Genomic DNA, 23573 nt, shown 5'->3' with positions numbered 1-23573 from the left:
GATGAGGGTGGGCCCCTCGGAGCCGGTCTGCAGGGACAGGCTCCAAACCACCTTAAGCTGCATGGGTTAAGAGTCCGTGTGGTGAGCGTTAAGGAAAAGGCAGGGCGTGACCCTGTCAGGTATGGATCATGAAGACGAACGCAAGTGAACCACTGATGAAGTGTCGAAAGCGTAGGGACGACGTCAAAACCGGGGGGGAGTCGTTAACCCGGGATCAGAGTGGGAGGCGACCTGTCTACTGCCCACTTGGCGTCCGGCATGAAGGTGGCGTGAGCTTGATCTAGGCTCAGATGTGGAACTTGGGAACCTGTCGCCTCGATGTGAAGGGAGCGACTCAAGCGGAGAACCCGCAAGAGTCTGAGTACCGATGCGAGGCACAGGGGCGGAGCAACCCGTATGAGCGACGAAGGTTCTGTAATAGAACTGGAGCAAAGGGGTTGCATTATCCGGCCTTGGACATTGGGCCAACTTGAAAGAGGATGAGCGCGATGGATGAGGCGAAACCGTTTTGTATTCCGAAACGCGCGGTGTGGGAGGCGTATAAACGCGTGAAGGAGAATCATGGTGCAGCGGGAGTGGATGGGCAGACCATCGCAGATTTTGAAGAGGACTTGAGTGGTAACCTCTATAAGATCTGGAATCGGATGTGCTCAGGCAGTTACTTTCCGCCGCCCGTGTTAAGGGTTGAGATACCGAAGGATAATGGTGCGGGCGTGAGGCCATTGGGCATACCCACTGTGTCTGACAGAATCGCCCAGACGGTCGGGAAAAACTATTTGGAACCGATTCTGGAGGAAATCTTCGATGAGGATTCCTACGGTTATCGTCCGGGTAGGTCGGCGAGGGATGCGATAGGCATGGCGCGTACGAGATGTTGGCGTCATGACTGGGTTCTGGAGCTTGACATCCGATCATTCTTCGACAATCTTGATCACGGCCTGCTTCTGCGAGCGGTACGCCACCACACTGATTGCGAGTGGGTGCTGTTGTATGTCGAGCGGTGGCTCAAGGCTTCCGTGCAACTGGAGGACGGAAGCACGGTGATGCGTGACAAAGGGACCCCACAAGGGGGTGTTGTCAGCCCGTTGTTAAGTAATCTCTTTCTGCACTATGTGTTCGATCGATGGATGCGGAAGCACTTCCCCGATATCCCGTTCGAGCGCTATGCGGACGATGCCGTTTGCCACTGTAAGACGTTGGTCCAGGCGCAGCAGTTGCGCGCCGCGTTGGAGCAGCGCTTTGCGGAATGTCATCTGGAACTGCATGCGCAGAAAACCCGGGTGGTGTACTGCAAGGACGATGATCGTCGGGGGACTTATCCTGACCACAGCTTTGACTTTCTGGGCTTTACGTTTAGGCCACGGCGCTCAAAGAACAGGTGGGGCAAGTTCTTCATCAGCTTTACTCCGGCGGTCAGTAACAAGGCTGCGAAGGCGATGCGACGCACGATGCGAAGCTGGGGCCTGCATAACAGGAGCGATAAGTCGATCGAGGATCTGGCAGGGATGTTCAACCCGGTAGCTCAGGGGTGGATTAACTACTACGGCAGATTCTACAAGTCGGCGCTCTATCCCACGTTGCGCCACCTGGACCTGGTGTTGGCCCGGTGGGCGGCGAAGAAATACAAAAAGTTGCGGGGCCACCTTCGGCGAGCCAGGCACTGGTTGGCGCGCGTAGCGCAAACCCGGCCTGGGCTGTTCGCTCACTGGAAGCTCGTGCAGCCGACGGTTGGATAATGGGAGCGGAGTGAGTCGAGAGGCTCATGCTCCGTTCTGCGAGAGCCTGAGGGTGCGATTCCCTCGGGCTACTCACCTGGCCATACTCCTTCTCTAAGCGTTTTACGGTCTTTTGGACCGGCTAGCGTTGACCAGAACGGCTGTAGCAACCACGTTTCAATATGGTCTGTTAAATCGCACAACGTTCCGCCGAGCGTCGTGACGTCATCCACGAGGATGTAGTCCCTTCCTCGGTACACCGCGCCATGAAACGACGCGCGAGAAATAAGGCGTTCCATCGCGTCGGCGCCGGTGTGATAGACCTTTGTCGTTTGTACGATTTCTTCGTCTAGTTCTCCGCCGGCGATCGAAAGCATGACGGCCAAAACCTGCGGGATTGCGTTGTCACCCTTAGCCTCGCGCGCATGCGGTGCTACATAGATGGGGTTCGTCGGGAGTTTCCCACCGTCCATCAGCAATATAAGTTGCTGGAGGAGCGGTTGTGCCAAATCACTGACGAGGTCGATTGCGGCGTGGGCATCGCCAGCCTTTGCCAGTTGATATGACTGGTGCGCCTTAAGTTCTTTGTCGTTGGTCCAGAGGAACAACGGTTCTGTCAAAGCTGGCGGGAACCCAAGTACCCGCCTCGGTGGCCCACTCGGAGCAAACTTCCCAAGCAGGGATGTCCAAGTGTGCACCGAGTTTGCATTGTCTGAAGGGTAGCCCCTGCCGCGTTTCGCCATCCTGAATTATATCTTGAGCGGAGCCGCTGGTTTGCTCTCCTCACGCAGTGACGATGTAGTTTCCAGGCCGGGTAGAGTCCGTGTTCTGCGACCGCGCAGACAACTAGCGGGTCGATCTACGCGCCAGATAAACGATGTCGCGCCAACCGTGCGGCAGCCAGATCCCACGCTGCGCACCCAACGCTTTTGAAGAGTATGGGTTGATCCGACGAACCAACCCACGAGCGCTCGATGACAGCGGCCAACGCGCCGACGGTGTCCCAATCGACGTTCGCCTGAATGAGATCGCCGGCTTCGTGTCTCGCGCCCACTGGATCGTCCACCAGGATCGCGCTTTGGTGCACGATCGATGCGGCGATTTCGGCCGCGTCCGGCGTGAACGCGCCGACTCCTACGATCAGCCGCCCTGGGCGCGCCGGACCTTGGTAGACCGGAGTTTTGCTCGTGGTCAGTGTGACAACAACATCGACGTCTTCGGGGATCATGTCGTCCTCGAGCGGTATCACCCGTGAGCTTAGTTCTGCATGGGCCACCACAAACCGGGCCGCCGCTTGAGGCTTCGATCCTTTGACATACAGGACCGCGTCAGGGAAGAGCGCAGCAAACGCTTCGGCATGATTGCTCGCTTGCTTACCCGTGCCAATCAGCAGAATCGATTTCGCGCTTCGGGCAAGGCTGCGGATGCCCAGCGCCGATATCGCGGCGGTGCGCCTGCCCGTGACCGTCGGGCCGTCGAGCGAGAAGAGCAGTTGTCCGTTGGTCGAGTCGTATGCCGTGACCTGGCCGTGAATCGTCGGCATGCCTTGCGCCCGATTGCCGGGACACACGTTCACGAGCTTGTGGATCGCGATGTCCTCTGCACTCGCCGGCATCGACAGCATGACGCCGCTCGCCTGCAGCGGCACAACCAGCCGCTCCGGACTTTCTATCCTGCCCGCTGCATATTCGACAACCGTCGCGCTCAAGGTATCAACTAGTTCCGCATAGGGCAGCAGTGCCGCAGTTTGTTGTTCATCGTAGGACTGGGTCATCTTCATCGCACCAGGAAACCGTAGGTAAGTGGATCGCGGTCGTCGATTATCCAGTTAGCGAAACCGCAAATGTACGCATTGCCCTCGACTTCCGGGATGACTGCATCGAACGGTCCGAGCTTCGTTTCGCTCAGCACGCGCCCCTTGAATATCGTGCCAATCACCGACTCGTTGATCAGCGTTTCATCTTTGCCCAGCAGGCCACGCAAGTACAGTTGCGCGACCCTGCCGGCCGTGCCGGAGCCGGTCGGCGAGCGATCGACTTCACGGTCGGCGAAGACGCAGCAATTCGCCTGCGTGGAACCCGCGTGCCGCGCTTGATTGGCGATGATCGTGCCATAGATGTGATTCAACTCGGGGATCTCGGGATGCTCCACCTTGACCGCTGCGTTGGCAGCGACCTTGACCTCGGCGCCGAACTGAATCAGTTTGTCGATGGCCGATTCGCGAATGGGCAGGTCGAATGGAGCGCCGTCGGTGTAGAAATAAAACGCTCCGCCAAACGCGATGTCGCCGGTAACGCTCCCGAACGACGGTGTCTCCACCGTAACGTCACGTTGCCAGATGAACGAGGGCACGTTCACGAAGCGCACATTGCCCGCGTGATTCCCATCCCATTGCACGAACGCTTCGATGAAACCACAAGGGGCGTCTATCCCCACGCGTGTTTCCGGCGAAGTCCGTTCGATCCAGCCCAGTTCCACCGCCGCTGTCGCGAGGCCGATCACGCCATGACCGCAATGATCGCTGTAGCCCTCGTTGTGCACGAAGATCACGCCAAAATCGGCGCCTTCGCTGACGGGCTCCGTGAGGTAACCGCCGTACATGTCGGCGTGACCGCGCGGCTCGAACATGAGCGAGCGGCGAATGTGGTCAGCATGCTCCTTCAGCCACGTACGACGCGCGACGATGGTCTTGCCCGGCATCTTCGGCAGACCGCTCGTGACGATGCGAAACGCCTCGCCTCCGGTATGAACCTCGACCGTGCTGATTGATTTCGTAATTCTCATGTCGATTCCAGGTGGATCACTGGCCGTATGCAGCCGGCAAGCCGTTCTTGATGACATACACGGTCGTGGGCGCGCCCTTCAGATCGCCCTTCGCGTCGAAGGAATACGTTCCTGCGATGCCCTTGTAGTCCGTCTTCGCCAGTTGCGCGATCAGCTTTGCTTTGTCCGTGGTCGTGCCGGCCTTCGCCATTGCGTCGGCGAGCAGCATCATGCCGTCGTAGTAGCTGACAGCGTAGACCTGCGTATCCGTGTGATACGTGTCCTTGTAGCGCTTGAGGAAGTCGCGGCCAGCAGCCGTCTTCTCGAGCGACGTGCCGCCTTGCGCGCAATACACGATCGATGCATCGTCGCCCGCCACCTTGCCCATGTCGGCGGAGCAGATGCCGTCGCCGCCGAGCAGCTTCGCCCGAAGTCCACGCTGGCGCATCTGCTTGGCCATCGGCGCGCCCTGCGCAGCGTAACCGCCGAAGAAGATCACGTCGGGATTCTTGGCCTTGATGGTGGTCAGGATGCCAAGGAAATCGGTCGCGCTGGAGTTGGTGTACTGGTTGTCGACAATCTTGATGCCGTGCACCTTCGCTACACTTGCAAACTGTTCCGCGACGCCTTGACCGTAAGCCGTGCGGTCATCGATGATCGCCGCGGTCTTCGCCTTCAGCGTCTTTGCAGCGAACTCGGCCATGGTGCCGCCGAGCTGTTCGTCGCTCGCGCCAATCCGAAAGATGTTGTTAAAGCCCTGTGTAGTCAGGGCGGGATTCGATGCGACCGGGAGCATCGGGATGCCGGCGGAATGGTAGATTTGCGACGCCGGAATGGCAACGCCCGAGTTGTACGGTCCCAGAACCGCAACTACGCCGCTATCGGCGAGCTTTTGGGCGATCTGAACACCAATCTTCGGATCGGCCTGGTCATCTTCCGAGTCCAGTTTGAACGTCACCTTTTTCCCTGCGACTACGACGCCTTTCTTGTTCAAATCCTCCACTGCCAGCCGCGCGCCGTTCTCGTTGTCCTTCCCGTTCACCGCCTGTGGGCCGGTCAGTGGCGCCGAATGGCCAATCGTCACGACTTCTTGCGCGTGGACACCGGCATTGGCAAAAGCCGCCGTGGCGACCAGGAAACCTACGACAGCCTTTTTCATTGGGTAATCTCCGGGGTGGACTATACTGGTCCTGAATGTAGACCAAAATTGGTGCAGATAGCAACCATTTCAAAATGTCTGGCCGATTTTTGGTCTTTCTAGTGACCACGTTTGGTGAGATTCATCAATGGCAGCAATTCACGCAGAGCTCGACGGCTCATTCCGCCCGCGGCAAATCTACGAACAAGTGTCTGAGCGAATCCGCGATGAGATTGCTGCGGGCCGGTTCTTGCCGGACTCACGGTTGCCATCGGAGCGGGATCTCGCGGCATTGTTTGGTGTCGGACGTCCGGCCGTTCGCGAGGCGATCGGCGCGCTGCAGAATGAAGGGCTTGTCGTCACGAAGCGCAACTCGGGGACGTTCGTCTGCGGCGACGCCATCGATCGCTTGTCGCATAGGACCGCGGATACCGGAACGGCCGACTTCAGTCCCAGTTCGACGCTCGACGTACGAATGGTTCTTGAACCGGCCGTAGCCCGGCGCGCGGCTGCGCGCGCGCAACGCGACCGGCTGGCCGAGCAGTATCTTAGTCAGATGGAAAACATCTACGACATCGACGACCCTGCACAGCGCGCGTTATGGAATAGCAGCGACCGCTTGTTTCATCGGCAACTGGCGGTGATGACGGGCGATGCGCTGATGGTCAAGATCGCTGATGAAGTAGCCAGTTCGATGGACCAGCCGTTATGGAAGCGTCTGAAAGACGAGGGTATCTACGACGCGGGCCGGATTCGTCTTTACGTGGCCGAGCATCGGTTGATCTACGAGGCGGTGGTTCAGGGCGATGCGGATGCCGCGGCTTTCTACGTTGAACAGCATATCAAGCGTGTGGAACGCGATATCGCGCCAAAGTAGACGGTGGATCTGGGCGCAAAGACCTGAGGGCCGAAAGATCGATCAACTCTGATGCTGGGTCGAGCTGAATTGTTGCCCACCGCGACTCTCCGGGACAGCGGCTCAGCGTCCGCGTACCGTCTCAACGAGTGTTCTCCACGGGCTGTTGGCTCGCTTGCGCGCGGCCCAGCGGTGATTCGGCAATGCCACGGCAAGCCAGGGCTCACTATGCCCGACGAAGCGCCGAACATGGAATCGATACGGAGCCTCAAAGAGATCAAGATACGCGCGTCGATAATGCTCGACCATCGCCGCTTCCTGATAGTAGGTCTCCATCCACTGCCGCGAGGCCGCACCCAGTTCCGTGCGTAGCGCCCGATCCCATAGCAGTTCACGAAGCGGACCTTCGGCCTCCTCCAGCCGTACATCGATCCAGGGCAGTTCAAGGGCGCCCGTTATGGCCCTCAACTGTGACTGAACGCGATTGTCGAGATGACCCAAAGTGGGTTTCCCTTGCGACAACGCCTCCAGCCCGCTCAAGTGATAATTCCCGGTCACACATTCGTCGATGGCAATCGCCGCCTGTTGCTTGGCCCGCAAACACGCGTCATGCGGCGTATCGACAATCAATTGAAGCGTGCATAAGCCCTTGCGCTCGAGTTTGCGCAGCAGCTTGAGGGTTTGCGGAACGCCCTTGGTTTCCCACCGCGTTTTCCACGCAGATGACCGGCCGCTCGGCGAAAACGTGACGAGCGGTATGCCGTGCGCATCGGTATTGCTCTCCGGACCGGGCAAGTAGCGAGGATCGTTCAGCGGGATCACATTGGGAACCACCCTGGCAAACGGGTAATAGCGCTCGGGACCCTGCGCAATAACGAGTTGCGGCACGTCCTCGTACACAATCCGCTGGACCACTGCGGCGTCGCCCTTGGCCCAGAGATCCGGGGCCGAATGGTATTGCCTGATGATTTTTTTATCGCCGAATCGCTGATGGAAATTCGGACCGAAAGTCTCATCGAGCGAGAAGAACTGATGGACGTGAATGACGTCGGCGTCCGCTATGACGTCGAGCGCCTGCTGCTGCTGAGTCTTCCAGTCGATATCGACAGCGAAGGTCCGGCTGCGATACGCACTGCTATTGAAGACGATATGCCGCGCCTGGACATCAGTTAGCCGATTGAGTGCCGAAACAATGTTGCCGGGACTACCCGCCACCGGCGTATTGGAAATATGAACGACCTTCATTGCGCGATACCGCGCCAGGTACGCGCATACCGCTTCAGCCGCGGGCTATTCCTGTTCAAGGGATGCATGAGCCAGTGAGTGCCAGTCGCCCTTTTCGATAATGTCGCTCCCAAGCGCGCTTTGCGCCGAGAGATTTACCACGCGTATGCCGCGACGGGTTAACAGCGGGGCAGCATGGCGAAACGACGGTTCTATGAAGGAATTAAAATCTCCGTCCAGCGCGCTTGGCTGCATATTCTCTTTGGTTTCGTAGAAGCGCGGTGTTTGCGTCGCGTTCAGCAAATCGAGTCCATGCATGAAGATTGTTTTGAACCCGAGGGAGGTGAGCACTTGCAAACCCGTGTAGGCCACGGTACGGCCATCGAATATGCCGCGCCTGATATTGAAGCTGAAACCCAAGGCGGGTTCTTCGTCAAACAGCGCTAGATCCGTGCTTGCATGCGTAGAAAGGAGTTCGTGTTTGAGCAATGCGCGCTGGCAAGCGGGATATTGGATATCTTCAATCAGAAATACCCGGCAACGGAACTGCGATAACGGGAAGTATTGCGCGATGTACCATAAAACTAATGGGGTCGCGAATAATGTCAGCTTTTGCTGAACCACCCGTGCGACCAGATCAGGGCGCTTTCGTACAAACCCGGCATCCACGATGCAATAATATTCAAACCGAACCGGATGTTTGTCTTGTAAAGCGATTGCGCCGTTTACTCCCATGACGTTATGGAGATCAAGCGCACCGTAATCAATGTCATTGACCGAGGGGCCCGTGGCAATCAGATGGCAATCACCCGTCTGGGATGCAAGCAGATCGTCCGGATTCTCGACCAGCAATTCATGGCCTTCAATCGACATCCGTTTCAGAAACCCGCGCGAATCCCGCTCAATGGACACGCCGTGCCACAAGCGCTCGTTATGCCGAAACGCACTGGAGTGGGACCAACGATAAACAAGCTTGAAAAACGTGCTGGACAGGCGTTGCGCCGGCTTGGGCCAAGCATATTCGTGCACTATCGACATCTCGCTTGCAACGGATTGCGATGGCCTTACCTGATCTACCGAAATCATAGAGCGCATCACTCCAGAAATGCGACGGGAAATGAAGCGCCCGACTGGGTGACGACTAGTCTAATTAAACGTTACTCCCTCCGCGTTACAGTCAGCCCCACAACAGTTACACCTTGTTACCAGATCATTAAGATTCGTTTAACTTAATAAGATTCCGATAATTCGGCGAGCGGATACCACCGATCTTCCAGTAGCCGCAGCCAGTGAGTGCACGCGCTGCTCGCCTCGCGCGGCATAATTGCAGGTTCAGACCTGCAGCGTTGTCATTTCGCACGATTCCCACGACGTGCAGCGTAGAAGCATCTCACCGAAAAAGATCCCATGACCGAGCCATTTTCCGAATTCGACTGGCGCTGGAAACCATTCGACGACCTTAGCGCACTTGACGTCTACACCATGCTCGCCGCGCGCAGCGAAGTGTTCGTGGTGGAGCAGCAGTGTGTGTACGGGGACGTCGATGGACAGGATGCCGATGCCTGGCATCTGCTCGTGTATCGGCGTTCGGCGGATGGTCGGCCTGCGCTCGCCGGTTATTTGCGAGTCCTGCTGCCTAACCTGGCCGACGGCACGAAAGAAACAGAAGACACCGATATCCGCATCGGCCGCGTGCTGACCACAGCGGGCTTTCGCGGCATCGGATTAGGTCAGGCGATGCTCGAACGCACGCTGGTTTTTATCCGCGAACAATGGCCCGGCCAGCCGATACGCCTTCACGCACAAGCGCGATTACAGCGCTTTTATGCGGGCTTTGGCTTCGAGCCAATCTCCGATATCCACGTGGAAGACGACATTCCGCACATCTGGATGCGCCGCTTATAGAAGGACCGTGTGGCTAAACCGTCACCAGTTCCGCTTGCGCACGCTGCTGGACCAGCCGTTGCCGAGTCGACAACCTGAGCCAGTGGCGCATCGCGATCAACGCGCCGATCACGCTCATCATCGAACCGGGAATCCACAGCAGCAAACCGCCGATCTGCTGATCGCGCATCGGGCTGATCCACGTGAATGCGCGCCCGCAGATGGAGTAGATAGGATAAAGCTCGTGCGGCGTGAAGAAAATGTATGCGCCGAGCATGATCTGCGGCGGAATGGCGGCGATCACGATCAGGATGCGGCGCCCGGGCGCGAGCCGCGCGGGGGGAGCCGGGCGCGAATCGAGCACGAGCCACCAGAACAGCAGGCCGTCGATCACCATGCTCCAGTTCATGACGCGGTATAGACGCCAATCGAGCATCGCCTTGAAGTGGATCGGCGAAAGCAGCCAGAAGTAGATCAGCCCGACAAACAGCACCACCGCAACGACCGGATTAAAAATCACCTTGAACAGAATGCGCGCCGGGGCCGTATTGAGCGCAGGCCTGAGCCAGCGCTGCCGCCAGGTGAACGGAATGCCGGCCCGCAGCGCCGCGCCAGGATACGAGAGCGCGATGAAAAATGGCCCGAGATGATGCAGCACCAGATGTTGCAGCCGATGCATGAAGAACTCATGCTCGAAGAAGTAGTCGAGCCGGGTATGCAGCGCGACATAGAGCGCAGTCAGGCCGAACCAGAACGACACGTGCCGCGCGAGCGACACGCGTGCTTTTTTCGCGCCGCGAGCGAACAACACGGCCGCGATCAGCACGGCGATCACGACGGTGGGCGAAGGCTCCCACGGATCGAGCCAGTAAAGAATCGAGGACATGTTGACCGTAGCCCCCAAGCTTGGTAGTGAATTCAGGAAGCGGTCGAGTCGATCACGCGGCGCAAATCGTGCGTGATCGTGTCGATGGAATCGCTCTCGGTGGCGAGCAGGCGCGCGTGGCCGTGAGTATCGAAGATATAGACGGCCGAACTATGCGTGACGTCGTACGCGCCGGATGGATCGCGTTTCTCCATCTGGTAAGCCACCCGATACCGCTTGGCAATGCTTTCGATCGCCCCGTCCGTGCCGGTCAGTCCAACCGCGTGCTGGGCGTCGAACGCGCGCACGTAGTCATGCAGCGCAGCCGCGGTATCGCGAGCGGGATCGACGGTGATAAACACAATGCGCGTGTTCTTGGCATCGGGGCCAAGTTGCTGCATGACTTGCATCAGCCGTGCCATGGTCTCCGGACACACGTCCGGGCAGTGGGTGTAGCCGAAGTACACCAGCGTTGTCTGGCCTAGGAACGACTGACCGGTGACGGGTTTGCCGGTATCGTCGGTGAGCTTGAAGTCCAGGTCGGGCAGATGGCCGCTGACATCGGTCAGCTTCCAGGGTGTTGTATCAGGACGCGAGCACGCAGCGAGGCCGGCGCTCAGGATCAGGGCGGCGAATAGCGGGGCGAGTACGGCGGCGAACCAGCCCTTGGGTTGAAAACTGAACCAGGAAGACATTTGCAACTCGGATGAGGGTAGGGTGCATCAAGGCAGCAACGCGGACGGATGATCAAAAAACCGTTCGTGCAGCCATCCGGGTGCCGACTCTATCTCAGAATAGAAGCTTACGCCGGACGTGCAGCCGCGTCGGCGCGTGGCCGAGGCGTTATGCCGCAGGGCCGCCAGATAAGGATGAAAGTTAATCGAAGCAGGGTTGAAAGCGGCTTGATATGTGGCATAGGGTGTTGGCTTGCCGCATGAGCGTCCAACGCCGCTTTCCCAGACGGGGTTACAAAGCGCGGTAACATGCGCACACTTTTCCGGTCCTTCTCCGGCTGAAAGGCAGATATAGATGCAAAACCTCCCAGACCAATTTCCGCTTGCCACGACCGCTTTTTTCTTCGATTTCGACGGCACGCTCGTTGAACTCGCGCCCACGCCGGACGGCGTGAGCGTGCAGCCGGTCGTACCCGCCATCCTCAGTGCATTGCGTCGCGCGACCAACGGCGCGGTGGCGATCGTATCGGGACGAGGGATTGACAGCATCGACTCGTTTCTTTCAATGCCCGATCTGCCCGTCGCAGGCTTGCACGGCGCCGAGCGGCGCGATTCGAATGCGGATGTCCACCGTGTCGGTTTCAACGACGAGCGCCTGCTGCGCATGGAACACGTGCTTGAAGGCGTGGTGACGGCCAACCCCGGCATGCTGCTGGAGATCAAGGGCGCCGCGCTCGCGCTGCATTACCGCAATGCGCCCGAGCGCGGCGTGGCGGCGCGCGAGGCGACCGAGAAGCTGGTCGCTCAGTACGCCGATGCGTACGTGCTGCAGCCCGGCAAGATGGTTTATGAAATCAAGCCGAAGGACGTCGATAAAGGCCGCGCGGTGGTGGCTTTCCTGAATGAGCCGCCGTTCGCGGGGCGCCGGCCGGTGTTTATCGGCGACGACCTGACGGACGAAAAAGGCTTCGCGGTAGTGAATGAGCGCAATGGGCTGTCGATCAAGGTCGGCGCGGGCGACACGCTCGCGCATTCGCGCGTGGAATCGGTCGGCGCGCTGCTCGACTGGCTGCAGCGCATTGCCGGAATTGAAGGTATTGAAGGTTCTAAAGGGACGCGTTCGTGAGCAGGCTGATCATTGTTTCGAACCGGGTCGCGCCGATCTCCGAAGGTGGCCCGGCGGCGGGTGGTCTGGCGGTCGGTGTGTACGACGCGCTCAAGGAAACCGGTGGCATGTGGTTCGGCTGGAGCGGCGACGTGGTCGCGGAGCCACCGGAGGGCATCACGCTGGAGGAGCGCGGGCGGGTGACATTCGCGACCATCGGCCTGGCGCAACGCGACTATGACCAGTATTACCGCGGCTTTTCGAACGCTACGTTGTGGCCGGCGTTTCACTATCGGCCGGATCTGATCCAGTTTGATCGCGATGAATTCGACGGTTATTGCCGCGTCAACCGCTGGCTCGCGAAGCAACTCGCGCCGCTGCTGAAAGCCGACGACGTCATCTGGGTCCACGACTATCACCTGATCCCGTTCGCGCAGGCGTTGCGCGATGAGGGCGTGACGAACCGCATCGGTTTTTTCCTGCACATTCCGTTTCCGGCGACGCAGGTTCTGCTGAGCGTGCCGCGCCATCGCGTGCTGGTCGAGGCGCTGTGTTCCTATGATCTGCTCGGTTTCCAGACAGCGCCGGATTTGCGCGCGTTTTGCGATTACATCGAGACGGAGGCGAACGGCTCGGTTGTGCGCATCGCTGGCGAGCCGAACGCCGTGAGGGCCTTCGGCAAGACCCTGCGGGCGGCGGCGTATCCGATCGGCGTTTATCCCGATGAAATTGCCTCGCTTGCCAAAGACGGCGAAAGCGGCCGCGAAGTGCAGACCGTCAAGACGACGCTGCGTGACCGCAAGCTGATCATGAGCGTCGACCGGCTCGATTATTCGAAGGGCCTGGTCGAGCGTTTTCGTGCGTTCGAAAAGCTGCTGGAACATCAGCCGGGGCAGCGTAACAACGTGTCGTTCGTGCAGATCGCACCGCCTACACGCGCCGATATGGACACGTACAAGGACATCCGGTTGCAGCTTGAAGCGGAGTCGGGACGCATCAACGGGCGCTACGCGGAACTCGACTGGACGCCGATCCGCTATATCCATCGGCAATATGAGCGGTCTGTGCTTGCCGCGTTGTTTCGCGCGTCGCATGTGGGGTTCGTCACGCCGTTGCGCGACGGCATGAACCTCGTCGCGAAGGAATACGTGGCGGCGCAGGATCCCGATGATCCCGGCGTGCTCGTCCTGTCGCAATTCGCGGGCGCGGCGCAGGAATTGAACGGCGCGCTGATCGTGAATCCGCTCGATATCGCCGGCATGGCGGACGCACTGGCCACGGCTCTCGCGATGCCATTGAAAGAGCGGCAGGCCCGGTACACGGACATGTTCGCCCAGCTTCGCGAGAACAACGTCTCCGTCTGGCGAGACAACTTCATGCGGGATCTGCAGGCGTAAAAAAGCCGCTTCGGTCTGATGAATCCGAAGCGGCTTTTTTTATTGCTGGTCTTGGCGGAAGAAAAATCAGGTCGATTCAGCCTTTGCCGCAAGTTGTTGCGAGGGCATGGTCGCCGGTGGCAACTTGCCATGCTGCTTGGACAGCAGTTCCCGATACAACCCCGGCCGGTTGCGCAACTGATCCGGCGAACCGTCGTCGATCACCTTGCCGGCGCTCATCACGATAATCCGGTCGAAGCCTTGCAGCGTCGACAACCGGTGCGCAATCGCAATCACGGTACGGCCGACCATCAGCCGGTCGAGCGCCTGCTGGATCGCTTCTTCCGACGAACTATCGAGCGCCGACGTGGCTTCGTCGAGTAGCAGGATTGGCGCGTTTTTGAGGATCGCGCGCGCGATGGCAATGCGCTGACGCTGTCCGCCCGACAACTTAACGCCGCGGTCGCCGACGATTGTGTCGAACCCTTCCGGCATTGCATCGATGAAGTCCGAGCAGCGCGCCTCGCGGGCGGCGGCGAGCACTTCTTCGCGCGATGCGTCCGGACGGCCATACGCAATGTTCTCGTACACGGTCCGGTGGAACAGCGAAATGTCCTGGGGAACGAGCGCAATCGACATCCGCAGGCTGTCCTGCGTGATCAGCGAGATATCCTGCCCGTCGACCTTGATGGCGCCGCCCTGCGGTTCGTAGAAGCGTTGCAACAGCGCGAGCACCGTGGATTTCCCGGCGCCCGACTTGCCGATCAGCCCGACGCGCTGACCCGGCTCGATGTGCAGGTTGAATTTATCGAGAATCGGCCGGCGGCGCGGATAAGCGAACGTGACTTCCTCGAAGTCCACCCGCCCGCCTTGCGGTACGAGCTCCGTTGCGTCGGACCGATCGGGCATGCCGTGCGGTTCCAGCAGCGTCTGCACGGCTTCCGCCAGACGCGCCACGTGCTGCGTCACATCCACGAGGGCAACAGCCAGATCGCGTGTGCCATGGAGAATCGTGAAGCCGAGTGAGCTGACCAACACGATATCGCCGGACGTTGCACGCCCCTTCGACCACAGCCACAACGCCCAGCCGAGCAGTCCAGCCGAGAGAATCGCGGTCACGACCGCATGGAACAGCCGCAGCTTCTCGAGATACAGCAAGCTTTGCTGGCGCGCGACCATTTCGGCCTTGACCGTCGAGCCGAAGCGCTTTTGCTCGCGAAATGTCATACCGAATGCACGCACGAGCGCCATGTTGCCGATCACGTCGACCAGCTCGCCATCAACCGATGCGGCTTTCGTGGCAAACGTGTGATGCCGCGCGGAACCACGCCCGGCGAGCCGGTACAGCACCAGCGCAAGAATGGCCGACGCGAGCATCAGGCAGCCGGCCATCAGCGGATTGACCGCGACGATCATCACGATTGCGCCGATCACCGCGATGCACGGCGGCAACACGTTCCACGCCATGGTGTTCTCGGCGGTATAGATCGCATTCGATGTCGCCGTGATCCGGCTCGCGAGCATGCCAGGCTGTTTCTCGGAAAAGTATGTGGGCGAATGGCCGCTGAGGTAGGAGAACAGGTCGCGCCGCAGGTCGCCCGTCACCACGACGAACGCATGCGCGCCCACCCAGCCGCCGACTCGCCACAGCATGTTGTCGGCGGCGATCAGGCCGACCAGGATCATGAAGGCGGACCAGAGCGGACCGGGATGGCCGCGGCCCTGACCAAGCACGTCGATCAGATGCTTGATCGCATACTGCGAGGCGAGCGCGCAGCCGACCGCGGCCAGCACGCTGGAAAGCACGATGGCGTGCGCGACAGGATGCCGGCGGATGTAACGGAACAGGAACGCCAGCGGGCGATTTGCATAGCTCGCTAGCTTCGCGTTGTGCACGTTACGCTGAGAGACGGTGAGTTGGTCCAATGGTCGTTTTCGGTCGAGTAGAGCGGTTGAGCGCGATGCTTCGCCGTTGCCGCAAACGCGGCGTGTCTGGCCAGCGAGGCAATGGCGTGCCAATGGCGTGCAGCACCGATTGCTGAATTGTAGCGAGTGTAGCGAGCCAAATCGTCTCGCATAATGCTTTCCGTGGTGCATATTCATCAGCCAGAGCTGATTTTCAGCAAAAGTGCGTCGTCTGAACCGGGCAATCAATGCCCGCTGGGGACGTGTCTCGCACCTCCGACGGCCCGCCCGGTGCTGGGTTCGCGGTGCCTCGACGTGAACTGGCTTCAACTGGTCGCCCTGCCCTTGGCAGGGTGAAAGCACGTCGCGGTCCCGCTACCTGCTTGGCGGCGCTAATGGGCAAATCCGGCACGGCCGATACATCATGCCGTGGCCAGATTTGAAGGATGCCGCAGCGCGTGGGGCTTCTGGAGCTTGGCTGCGACCGGTTCGGTCCATGTCGAACAGCGTAGAACAACCTTGATAAACAAGGGCTTGCAAAGTGTATCGACGGTGTAACAACATAAATAAGTTGAAATGTAAGATTGGAAACCTTGTAAAAACCGCGATACTTCACTCCGGGTTTCCCCTTAGGCGTTTTGACAGGTTATTGTAGGTTCCGGTCAACGGCTCCGCAGGTTGTGCGTTTATGGCTGGGTGCGTTGCATTTCGAGATGGAATCGATCTTGCTCTTTCTGATCACGCTCCGAAGCAGACGCCCGATACCCATAGCAGCAGCAACACCTAAGCAAACAGCGAAGCATCGCGATTTTTTCTCGTGCTATCGGCCATTACGCTGGAGACACCAGCACCGTGCCGAATCCGGGTAGGGCGATTCGCTTGATTTAACGACCGATGCCAAGCGCATCAATTTTGCCTGACATTATTAGGAGTTTCCGACATGCGAATCGCTCAAATCGCGCCTCTTCACGAAGCCGTCCCCCCCAAGTTCTACGGCGGCACAGAGCGCGTGGTGTCCTATCTGACCGAAGCGCTGGTTGAGGCCGGTCATGACGTCACTTTGTTCGCGAGCGGTGATTCGCAAACGTCGGCGAAGCTCGAAGCCTTCTGGCCGCAGGCCTTGCGCCTCGACCCGACCATCCGCGACACGATGGCGCCCCACATGCTGTTGCTGGAAGAAGTCCGCCGCCGCGCTGACGAATTCGACGTGCTGCATTTTCACATCGACTACTACCCATTCTCGCTGTTCTCGCGCCAGCCGGTGCCGTTCCTGACGACCATGCACGGACGTCTCGACCTGCCGGAACTGCAGCCGATCTTCGCCACGTTCGACGAAGCGCCGGTCGTGTCTATCTCCGACAACCAGCGTCAGCCGTTGCCGCAAGCCAACTGGCTCGCGACCGTTTATCACGGCCTGCCGGAAAACCTGCTTACGCCGATTCCGAACGTCGAACCGGGCTACCTCGCGTTCCTCGGCCGTATTTCGCCGGAAAAGCGTGTCGACCGGGCAATCCGTATTGCCGGCGCAGCGGGCATGAAGATCAAGATCGCGGCAAAAATCGATAACGCCGATCGCGCGTATTACGAAGAGCAGATCAAGCCGCTGTTCGCGCTGCCGCATGTTGAATACATCGGTGAAATCAGTGAGTCGCAGAAGACCGAATTCCTTGGCAACGCGCACGCGCTGCTGTTCCCGATCGACTGGCCGGAGCCGTTTGGCCTGGTGATGATCGAAGCCATGGCTTGCGGTACGCCGGTGATCGCGTTTAATCGCGGTTCGGTGCCGGAAGTGATCGAAAACGGCGTGTCGGGTTTTGTCGTGGAAGACGAACTGAGCGCGATCGCCGCAGTGAAGCGCCTCGACACGCTGCCGCGCGCCAAGGTGCGTCAGGCGTTCGAAACGCGCTTTTCGTCGAAAGTCATGGCTGCGCGCTATGTTCATACGTATGAAGAACTGCTGCGTACCAAGCGCCGTACCATTCTGCGCGAAGTCAACGCGGGCTGATTTTTACGGTCGATAGTGATCTTGCGGACGCCGTCTGATCGCTGGTTGGCCGAGTGAGCGAAAACAACGCCTCGTGCGCCGTCAGGCGCGCGAGGCGTTGTTGTTTTGACACACTGCGGGGGCAAGCTTCACGGGTTATCGTCGGGTTGAGCATGCCGGGCCGATGCCGTTTTCGACATTCTCCCTATAATGTGCGGGCTTCGTGAAATGCAGTGCAGCATCGGCGCGAACGTGTGGATGGGTGTGTGGAAGTCTCTTGAAAATCGCATCGCGCGATGGGAGGAACTTACCGCGCTTACCGGGCTAATAAGGACAGTCGTGAACAGGAGCGAAGTTTTGGCGAGAACGAAGCAGAGTAGCGCGAGCCCGGCACCCGGTGCTGGCACCGTGTTCGCGCTGCGGGCGATCGGACTCGTGCTGGCCGCGCGCTGGTTGCTCTCGATGTCGCAGATGGGCTACCTCTCTTCAACGCGCGCGATGACTTCGTCGCCGTGGGCCTGCGTCACGCTTGTGCTCTTGTTCCTGCTGCTTTTTCTTCCCGGCGCCCGGGCCCGTGCGGAACGGCCGTTGCATCCGTTGCCGCAGTGGTTGCGGCAAGCCTTGCGGCTGCTTGCGCTGCTGAGTTTCCTGTTTGCGGTGTGGTCGGTCGGGTTCTTTACGTGGACCGCCGGTTGGAAAAACGCCGTGCACGCACTGGGCGAAACCAATGGTTGGCTGCTCGTTGCGCCTGCGCTTTATGGCGTGGTGCTGTGGATTTGCCGGCCGCGCGCGCTGTGGCGCACGAATATTGCCGCGCGCCGGTTTGCTATCGGCCGTTATGCCATTTCCATCGATACCACCACACGCACGGCCGTCGTCTGGGCCGAAAGCCGCAAACTCGGTCAGTACGATGCGCGGGAGTTATCGGTGAAATGGCCTGAGGGGATGGGTGACGCCACGGCTTCCGGTGATGGGTCCGCTGGCTTGGAAAGCGCTGTCGCCGTAACCGCCGTCGTGCCGAAGAAGCGCGGTTTGTTCGGCCGGGATGCGCGCGCCAAAATGGAACTGCTGTGGGATTCACCCGCCGCCGCCGGACATAATCGCAAAACTGTCTTCCGCGCCGCGCTGGCAAGCGAGGGCGACCGTAAGACCGCGCGCGCGCTCGACGCGTCGTTGCGTCAGAGTTTAAATGTCGGCACTTGAACCCCGACTGGCATTAAGGGCGTCGGGTTCGAGTTGGGTCAAGCAGTCACAGCCGTTTCGGGCGACAACCGGACGGGATCGTCGAACTTTCCTTGTATAACTGCGATCGCCGCAATAGCAGGGCGTCGCTCGCGGAGTGGGCGGAGCAGGCCGCACACGTAGGTACGCGCAATAAAGGCCTTCAGGTATTTGCCTGAGGGCTTTTTTATGCGTTTCGATCCCACGTTCGGCGCGTTCTGCCGCCAGTATTTTCCGTTCGTGTCCCCATCCTATTTAATTTGTATTCCTGATTATATTCGACCCCGCACGGCTAATGGGTATTTACCCTTCATTGACATGGCCGGCAGCCTCCGTTTATTCTGGTTTTCAGACAGAGACACTGTCTCTTATAGAGAGACACAAACAACAGACACGACATGCTAAAGACACTGGATAGCGCGTTGGCGCTGCTGACTCGATTCACGCTCGAAGAACCGACATGGGGCGTGCGCGAACTGGCGAAAGAAACCAACGTTCACCACTCGATCGTTCATCGCGTGCTGGCGACGTTCGCGGCTAATGGCTTTCTCATTCAGGACAGCGCCGGGCGTTATTCGCTTGGCCTGCGGCTTTTTGAGCTTGGGCAGATCGCGCACCGGACGTTCGCGCCATCGGAGATCGTGCAACCCGCGCTGGACGCCCTTGCGCATGACAGCGGCGAAACCGTCTTTTTGTCGTTGCTCGACGGCATGCAAGGCGTGTGTACCGACATAGCCCAGAGCCAGCAGCAATTGCGCTTTTCGATCGAAGTGGGGCAGCGCTTCCGGCTCATCGCCGGTGCCCACGCAAAGGCCATCCTGGCATTCCAGCCAGATGAATTCCGCGCGGGGGTCTACGAGGAGGCCCATCTCGCCGACGGTTCGGCGATCGATGCCCGCCTCGATCAAATCCGCGCTGGCGGCTGGAGCCACACCCGCGAGGAAGCGGCCGCCACGGTCGCCGGTCTGGCCGTTCCGCTGTGGTCGCGTGATCGTCGTCGCGTGATCGGATCGTTATCGATTGCAGGGCCGGTCCAGCGATTGGATGGTGAAGCGGTGCCACGGCTCATCGACGCATTGAAGAAAACTCGCGAAACGATCGAACCCGTCGTCGGCCTCCTTCGCTGAACGCCACGACCGCCGTCCACTCACAAAAACTAGCCGCGCCTCGCAAAGCCGGCAAAGACCCGACCTCATGAAAGTATCGATCGATGCGCCTGACGCCCAGGCAGTACTTCTGGCTCAGGAAGCCACCCCTCGTCCACGTGTCTCCTTTTTCGAGCCCGTACTCCTGCTGGTATCCATTTGCCTGTCGGTGCTCGGCGCGATCATTGGCATGCAATTGATCGTGACGCTCGGCATCTCCGCCAATACGTCGATCATCGGTGCGCTGATGGCGATCGTGTTCTCGCGGATTCCGTTGGCCGTGACGCGGCGTTTTCGCGTTCTCGAACGCCAGAATCTCATGCAGACGGCGATTTCATCGGCAACATTCGGTGCGGCCAACTCGCTCATGATCCCGCTCGGCGTGCCCTTCGCGATGGGCATGCCCGAGCTCGCCACGCCGATGTTGATAGGCGCCATCGCCGCGATGCTGGTCGACGGCGCGATGCTCTACAACCTTTTCGGCAGCCGGATATTTCCCGCTACCGGCTCGTGGCCGGCGGGTGTCGCCACGGCGGAAGCCATTTGAGCAGGCGATCGCGGGGGCCGTAAAGCGGCATTTCTCGGGTTGGGCGTGGCGGCGGGCATTGCCGGCGCATTGATGGGCGTGCCCATGTCGGCATTCGGCGCGGCCTTTCTCGGCAACCTGGCGGCGTTGACCATGTTTGGTATCGGCTTGCTGGTCCGCGGTTATTCAATTCCGGTATTGCACGTCGATATTGCCGCCGCCTATATCCCGCATGGGTTGATGATCGGCGCCGGAATCGTCGCGTTGGTCCAGGTTGCTCGCGAAATCCATCGCTCGCGGGCCAGCGTCGCCATCGATCCCCGCAATCTCGAGATGACAAGCGCTCGGGCCAGGCGGGTGTTATCGGGCGGCTTCGTCGCCTACATGCTCGTCGCGCTGCTGATCTCGGTGCTGGCCGGCCATATCACCGAACTGTCGCCGGCCATGCTGATCGGTTTTGTCCTCTATGCCGCGTTCGCGGCCTACGCCCACGAGTTGATCGTCGGTATCGCGGCCATGCACTCAGGCTGGTTCCCGGCGTTTGCTGTTGCGCTCATCACCTTGACGATCGGTATCGTGATCGGGTTCCCGCCGTCCGCGCTGGCGGTGCTCGCGGGTTTCTCAGCCGCCATCGGGCCCGCGTTCGCGGACATGGGTTACGACCTGAAGACCGGCTATCTGCTGCGAGGCGAGGGCCGCGACATGGAGGCCGAACTGGCCGGCCGTCGACAGCAACTGTTCGCGGGGATGGCCGGTTTCGTGGTCGCGGCGATCGTCGTCATTATTTTCCACGATCACTTCTTCTCGCGCGGCATGTTGCCGCCAGTGGACCGCGTTTATGCCGCATCGATCAAGGCGGGGTCATCGATGGAAATTACCCGCAACCTGGCGATCTGGGCCATTCCCGGCGCGCTGCTTCAATGGTTCGGCGGGTCGAAACGCCAGCTCGGCATCCTGCTTTCAACCGGCATGCTGATCGCGTCGCCACTCGCTGGGTGGGCCGTGCTTGCGGGACTGGCTATCCGCTTCGGCGTGACAAAGTTGCGAGGCGATCGCCACACCGCCGAAATGAGCGCCTTCGCGGGCGGCGTGATCGCCGGGGACGCGCTGTTCAGCTTCACCCACTCGATCACGCGTCTGCATAAGTGACTGACTTTTGCCGCCTACCCAATTACCCGCTTACCCGATTAGAGACGTAACCATGGATATGCAAGCCATCCGCGCAGCCACCCCGCTGACCGCGACAACTGTCTATATGGACACGGCCGCCGCGTCGATTTCGCCTGATGTCGTATTGGAGGAAGCGCGGCGCTATCTTCTCGATACCGGCCATATCGGCATCTATTTGCCGTCGTTCCGCAAGGAGACGTACGCGCGTGTTGAAGGCGTGCGTGCACAGCTCGCCGCCTTCCTCGGCGCCCACACGCACGAGGTTGCGTTTACGAAGAACGGCACGGAAGCGATCTCGCTGGTTGCGCGCGGTATCGACTGGAAGGCCGGCGATGAAATCCTCGTCGCCGATACGGAAATGCTCAGCAATTTGCTGCCGTGGCGCAGGCTTGAGCAGACCCATAAGGTCGTCGTGAAAATGATCGCGGCGGACGCAGCCGGTGTTCTTTCTCCCGACGCATTCGCCGCCGCCATCACCGCGCGTACGCGACTCGCGACGTTTTCGCATGTGCCTAATTCAACCGGCGCAGTTCAGCCCGCCGCGCAGATCTGCAAGGTGGTGCGCGAGCGTGGGGTCCTGTCCCTGGTTAATGCGGCGCAGAGTGTCGGCATGTTGCGGGTGGACGTGGCGGAACTCGACTGCGATTTTCTGGCTGGATGTGGCCGCAAGGCGCTGCGGGCAACCGAAGGGTCGGGCTTCCTGTATGTGCGCGAAACGCATATCGATTCACTCGAACCCGCGCTTGCCGGTTGGTGGAACGGGGTGTTCGATCGCGCTACCGGTGCGCTGTCGTTCGTTCCTGGCGCGCGCCGCTTCGAGGCAGGTTGCCCTATTGTTCCGGCCATTCTTGTGCTCGGCGCAGCGATTAGTTATGCAGAAGAGATCGGAATCGATGCGATTGCCGACCGGGTAAGCGAGCTTACCCGGTACGCGGTCGAGCAATTTTCTTCGCTGCCCGAGTTCGAGTTGTATGGGCCACGAGACATCACGCAGCGCATCGGTATCGTGCCGTTCAATCTGCGCGGCGTCGATCCTGCCATGCTCGTCTCGGTGCTTGAGGCGCAACAGTGCATTATCGAGGCGGGCAGTTTCATGGCGGACGCCATTCTCGCCCGATACGGCGTGAGCACGATGGCGCGCGTGTCCCTGCATTATTTCAATACTCACGAAGAGATCGATCGCGTCGCGCGCATCATTCGCACGACGGTGGTCTGACTCCGGCCTTATTCGACCACAAAGAGGGTTATGCCATGACACAACGCATTCTTTTGATGAGCAGTTCGCGCAAGGATCAGCTCGGTTATCTGGAACACGCAGGCGAACAGATTCACGCGTTGTTGAAACACGAACCACGCAAGGTGTTGTTCGTGCCATTCGCTGCCGTCACGTTCAGTTTCGATAGCTACGAAGATCTGGTCAAACCGGTGTTCGATCGCCTTGGGTATCCGCTCGAATCGATTCATCGAAGCGACAACCCGATCGCGGCCATCGAGCAGGCGGACGTCATAGCCATTGGCGGCGGCAATACGTTCGCGCTGCTCAAGCGAATGTACGACGCCGGCATTGTTGAAGCAATTCGTGCGAAAGTTTTGGCCGGTACGCCCTATGTGGGATGGAGCGCGGGCAGCAATGTAGCGTGCCCGACGATCCGTACCACTAACGACATGCCCGTCGTCCAGCCACCGACGCTGCGCGCACTCGGACTCGTTCCGTTCCAGGTCAATCCGCACTTTATCAGCGGTAAACCCGCCGGCCATAACGGCGAAAGCCGGGAAGAGCGGCTTGCGGAGTTTCTCGCGATCAATGCCCCGGAACAGGTCTTCGCGTTGCCCGAAGGCTCCGCTTTGTATTCGGACGGTACCCATGGCACCGTGCTTGGCGAGCGTCACGCATTGCATTTTCTCGGCGATGGCCGGGTTGAAACCTTGCGCGAAAACGAGACCTTCGCGTTGTCCCGCATCACCGGTCCCGCCGATATAAACAATTGGCCCGAATTCATCCGCTAATCCGCTAAGTTCCGT

At 59.8% G+C, this 23573-nt stretch carries 19 protein-coding genes and 1 pseudogene; 11 read left to right on the top strand and 9 right to left on the bottom strand.

Features of this window, described 5'->3' with window-relative positions; all coding sequences use genetic code 11:
• The first annotated feature begins 488 nt into the window (after positions 1 to 488).
• Positions 489 to 1736 (top strand): group II intron reverse transcriptase/maturase, encoded by a 1248-nt coding sequence (ltrA, locus tag ACSQ36_RS13355; RefSeq protein ID WP_436182230.1) that lies wholly within the window; start codon positions 489 to 491, stop codon positions 1734 to 1736.
• 68 nt (positions 1737 to 1804) lie between these two features.
• Here the strand turns inward: ltrA and ACSQ36_RS13350 are convergent, their stop codons facing one another.
• The 4 genes from ACSQ36_RS13350 to ACSQ36_RS13335 all read right to left on the bottom strand — a co-directional run bounded on the left by ACSQ36_RS13350 (position 1805) and on the right by ACSQ36_RS13335 (position 5637).
• Positions 1805 to 2323, bottom strand: a complete 519-nt coding sequence (locus ACSQ36_RS13350; protein WP_436182229.1) for a hypothetical protein — start codon at positions 2321 to 2323, stop codon at positions 1805 to 1807.
• A 251-nt stretch (positions 2324 to 2574) separates the two neighbouring features.
• Complete coding sequence (lhpI, locus tag ACSQ36_RS13345) at positions 2575 to 3489, bottom strand: bifunctional Delta(1)-pyrroline-2-carboxylate/Delta(1)-piperideine-2-carboxylate reductase (protein WP_436182228.1); 915 nt, start codon at positions 3487 to 3489, stop codon at positions 2575 to 2577.
• A gap of 2 nt (positions 3490 to 3491) precedes the next feature.
• Complete coding sequence (gene lhpH / locus ACSQ36_RS13340; protein WP_436182227.1) at positions 3492 to 4499, bottom strand: trans-3-hydroxy-L-proline dehydratase; 1008 nt, start codon at positions 4497 to 4499, stop codon at positions 3492 to 3494.
• A gap of 16 nt (positions 4500 to 4515) precedes the next feature.
• Entirely contained in the window at positions 4516 to 5637 is a 1122-nt protein-coding gene (locus ACSQ36_RS13335) for a branched-chain amino acid ABC transporter substrate-binding protein (RefSeq protein ID WP_436182226.1), read from the bottom strand.
• A 127-nt stretch (positions 5638 to 5764) separates the two neighbouring features.
• On the opposite strand from ACSQ36_RS13335, the gene ACSQ36_RS13330 reads away from it, so the two are divergent.
• Positions 5765 to 6493 carry a FadR/GntR family transcriptional regulator gene (locus ACSQ36_RS13330; protein WP_436182225.1) on the top strand — a complete coding sequence of 243 codons (729 nt, stop codon included), beginning with the start codon at positions 5765 to 5767 and terminating at the stop codon, positions 6491 to 6493.
• 102 nt (positions 6494 to 6595) lie between these two features.
• Here ACSQ36_RS13330 and ACSQ36_RS13325 read toward each other — a convergent pair whose 3' ends face one another.
• Positions 6596 to 7717, bottom strand: coding sequence for a hypothetical protein (locus ACSQ36_RS13325; protein WP_436182224.1), 1122 nt, complete (start codon positions 7715 to 7717; stop codon positions 6596 to 6598).
• Positions 7718 to 7762: 45 nt separating this feature from the next.
• Positions 7763 to 8782, bottom strand: coding sequence for a hypothetical protein (locus tag ACSQ36_RS13320; protein ID WP_436182223.1), 1020 nt, complete (start codon positions 8780 to 8782; stop codon positions 7763 to 7765).
• A 321-nt stretch (positions 8783 to 9103) separates the two neighbouring features.
• On the opposite strand from ACSQ36_RS13320, the gene ACSQ36_RS13315 reads away from it, so the two are divergent.
• A complete protein-coding gene (locus tag ACSQ36_RS13315; RefSeq protein WP_436182222.1) occupies positions 9104 to 9601 on the top strand; it encodes a GNAT family N-acetyltransferase in 498 nt (165 codons plus the stop codon).
• Positions 9602 to 9614: 13 nt separating this feature from the next.
• On the opposite strand, the gene ACSQ36_RS13310 is transcribed toward ACSQ36_RS13315, so the two are convergent.
• Both ACSQ36_RS13310 and ACSQ36_RS13305 read right to left on the bottom strand, forming a co-directional pair.
• Entirely contained in the window at positions 9615 to 10466 is an 852-nt protein-coding gene (locus tag ACSQ36_RS13310; RefSeq protein WP_436182221.1) for a cytochrome c oxidase assembly protein, read from the bottom strand.
• Positions 10467 to 10498: 32 nt separating this feature from the next.
• Positions 10499 to 11140 (bottom strand): SCO family protein, encoded by a 642-nt coding sequence (locus tag ACSQ36_RS13305; protein ID WP_213766724.1) that lies wholly within the window; start codon positions 11138 to 11140, stop codon positions 10499 to 10501.
• 334 nt (positions 11141 to 11474) lie between these two features.
• On the opposite strand from ACSQ36_RS13305, the gene otsB reads away from it, so the two are divergent.
• Together otsB and otsA are read left to right on the top strand one after the other, a co-directional pair.
• Positions 11475 to 12245 (top strand): trehalose-phosphatase, encoded by a 771-nt coding sequence (otsB, locus tag ACSQ36_RS13300; protein ID WP_436182220.1) that lies wholly within the window; start codon positions 11475 to 11477, stop codon positions 12243 to 12245.
• Positions 12242 to 13621, top strand: a complete 1380-nt coding sequence (gene otsA / locus ACSQ36_RS13295) for an alpha,alpha-trehalose-phosphate synthase (UDP-forming) (RefSeq protein ID WP_436182219.1) — start codon at positions 12242 to 12244, stop codon at positions 13619 to 13621. The genes otsB and otsA overlap by 4 nt, the downstream gene beginning before the upstream one ends.
• A gap of 66 nt (positions 13622 to 13687) precedes the next feature.
• On the opposite strand, the gene ACSQ36_RS13290 is transcribed toward otsA, so the two are convergent.
• Positions 13688 to 15526 carry an ABC transporter ATP-binding protein gene (locus ACSQ36_RS13290; RefSeq protein ID WP_436182218.1) on the bottom strand — a complete coding sequence of 613 codons (1839 nt, stop codon included), beginning with the start codon at positions 15524 to 15526 and terminating at the stop codon, positions 13688 to 13690.
• Between the two features lie 919 nt (positions 15527 to 16445).
• Between ACSQ36_RS13290 and ACSQ36_RS13285 the strand changes: the two genes are divergently transcribed.
• The 6 genes and pseudogenes from ACSQ36_RS13285 (at position 16446) to pepE (ending at position 23558) form a co-directional block, all read left to right on the top strand.
• A complete protein-coding gene (locus ACSQ36_RS13285; RefSeq protein WP_436182217.1) occupies positions 16446 to 17510 on the top strand; it encodes a glycosyltransferase family 4 protein in 1065 nt (354 codons plus the stop codon).
• 336 nt (positions 17511 to 17846) lie between these two features.
• The gene (locus tag ACSQ36_RS13280; RefSeq protein WP_436182216.1) at positions 17847 to 18692 is read left to right on the top strand and encodes a hypothetical protein; all 846 of its coding nucleotides are present in this window, start codon (positions 17847 to 17849) and stop codon (positions 18690 to 18692) included.
• 416 nt (positions 18693 to 19108) lie between these two features.
• Positions 19109 to 19837: an IclR family transcriptional regulator gene (locus tag ACSQ36_RS13275; protein WP_436182215.1), complete on the top strand. Its 729-nt coding sequence runs from the start codon at positions 19109 to 19111 to the stop codon at positions 19835 to 19837.
• 67 nt (positions 19838 to 19904) lie between these two features.
• A pseudogene (locus tag ACSQ36_RS13270) lies at positions 19905 to 21530 on the top strand (OPT/YSL family transporter).
• A gap of 52 nt (positions 21531 to 21582) precedes the next feature.
• Positions 21583 to 22767, top strand: coding sequence for an aminotransferase class V-fold PLP-dependent enzyme (locus ACSQ36_RS13265; RefSeq protein ID WP_436182214.1), 1185 nt, complete (start codon positions 21583 to 21585; stop codon positions 22765 to 22767).
• 35 nt (positions 22768 to 22802) lie between these two features.
• A complete protein-coding gene (gene pepE / locus ACSQ36_RS13260) occupies positions 22803 to 23558 on the top strand; it encodes a dipeptidase PepE (protein ID WP_436182213.1) in 756 nt (251 codons plus the stop codon).
• Positions 23559 to 23573 lie beyond the last annotated feature (15 nt).

The organism is Caballeronia sp. LjRoot34 (assembly GCF_964253815.1).
Classification (GTDB): domain Bacteria; phylum Pseudomonadota; class Gammaproteobacteria; order Burkholderiales; family Burkholderiaceae; genus Caballeronia.
This window is presented reverse-complemented; position numbering and strand designations above follow the sequence as displayed.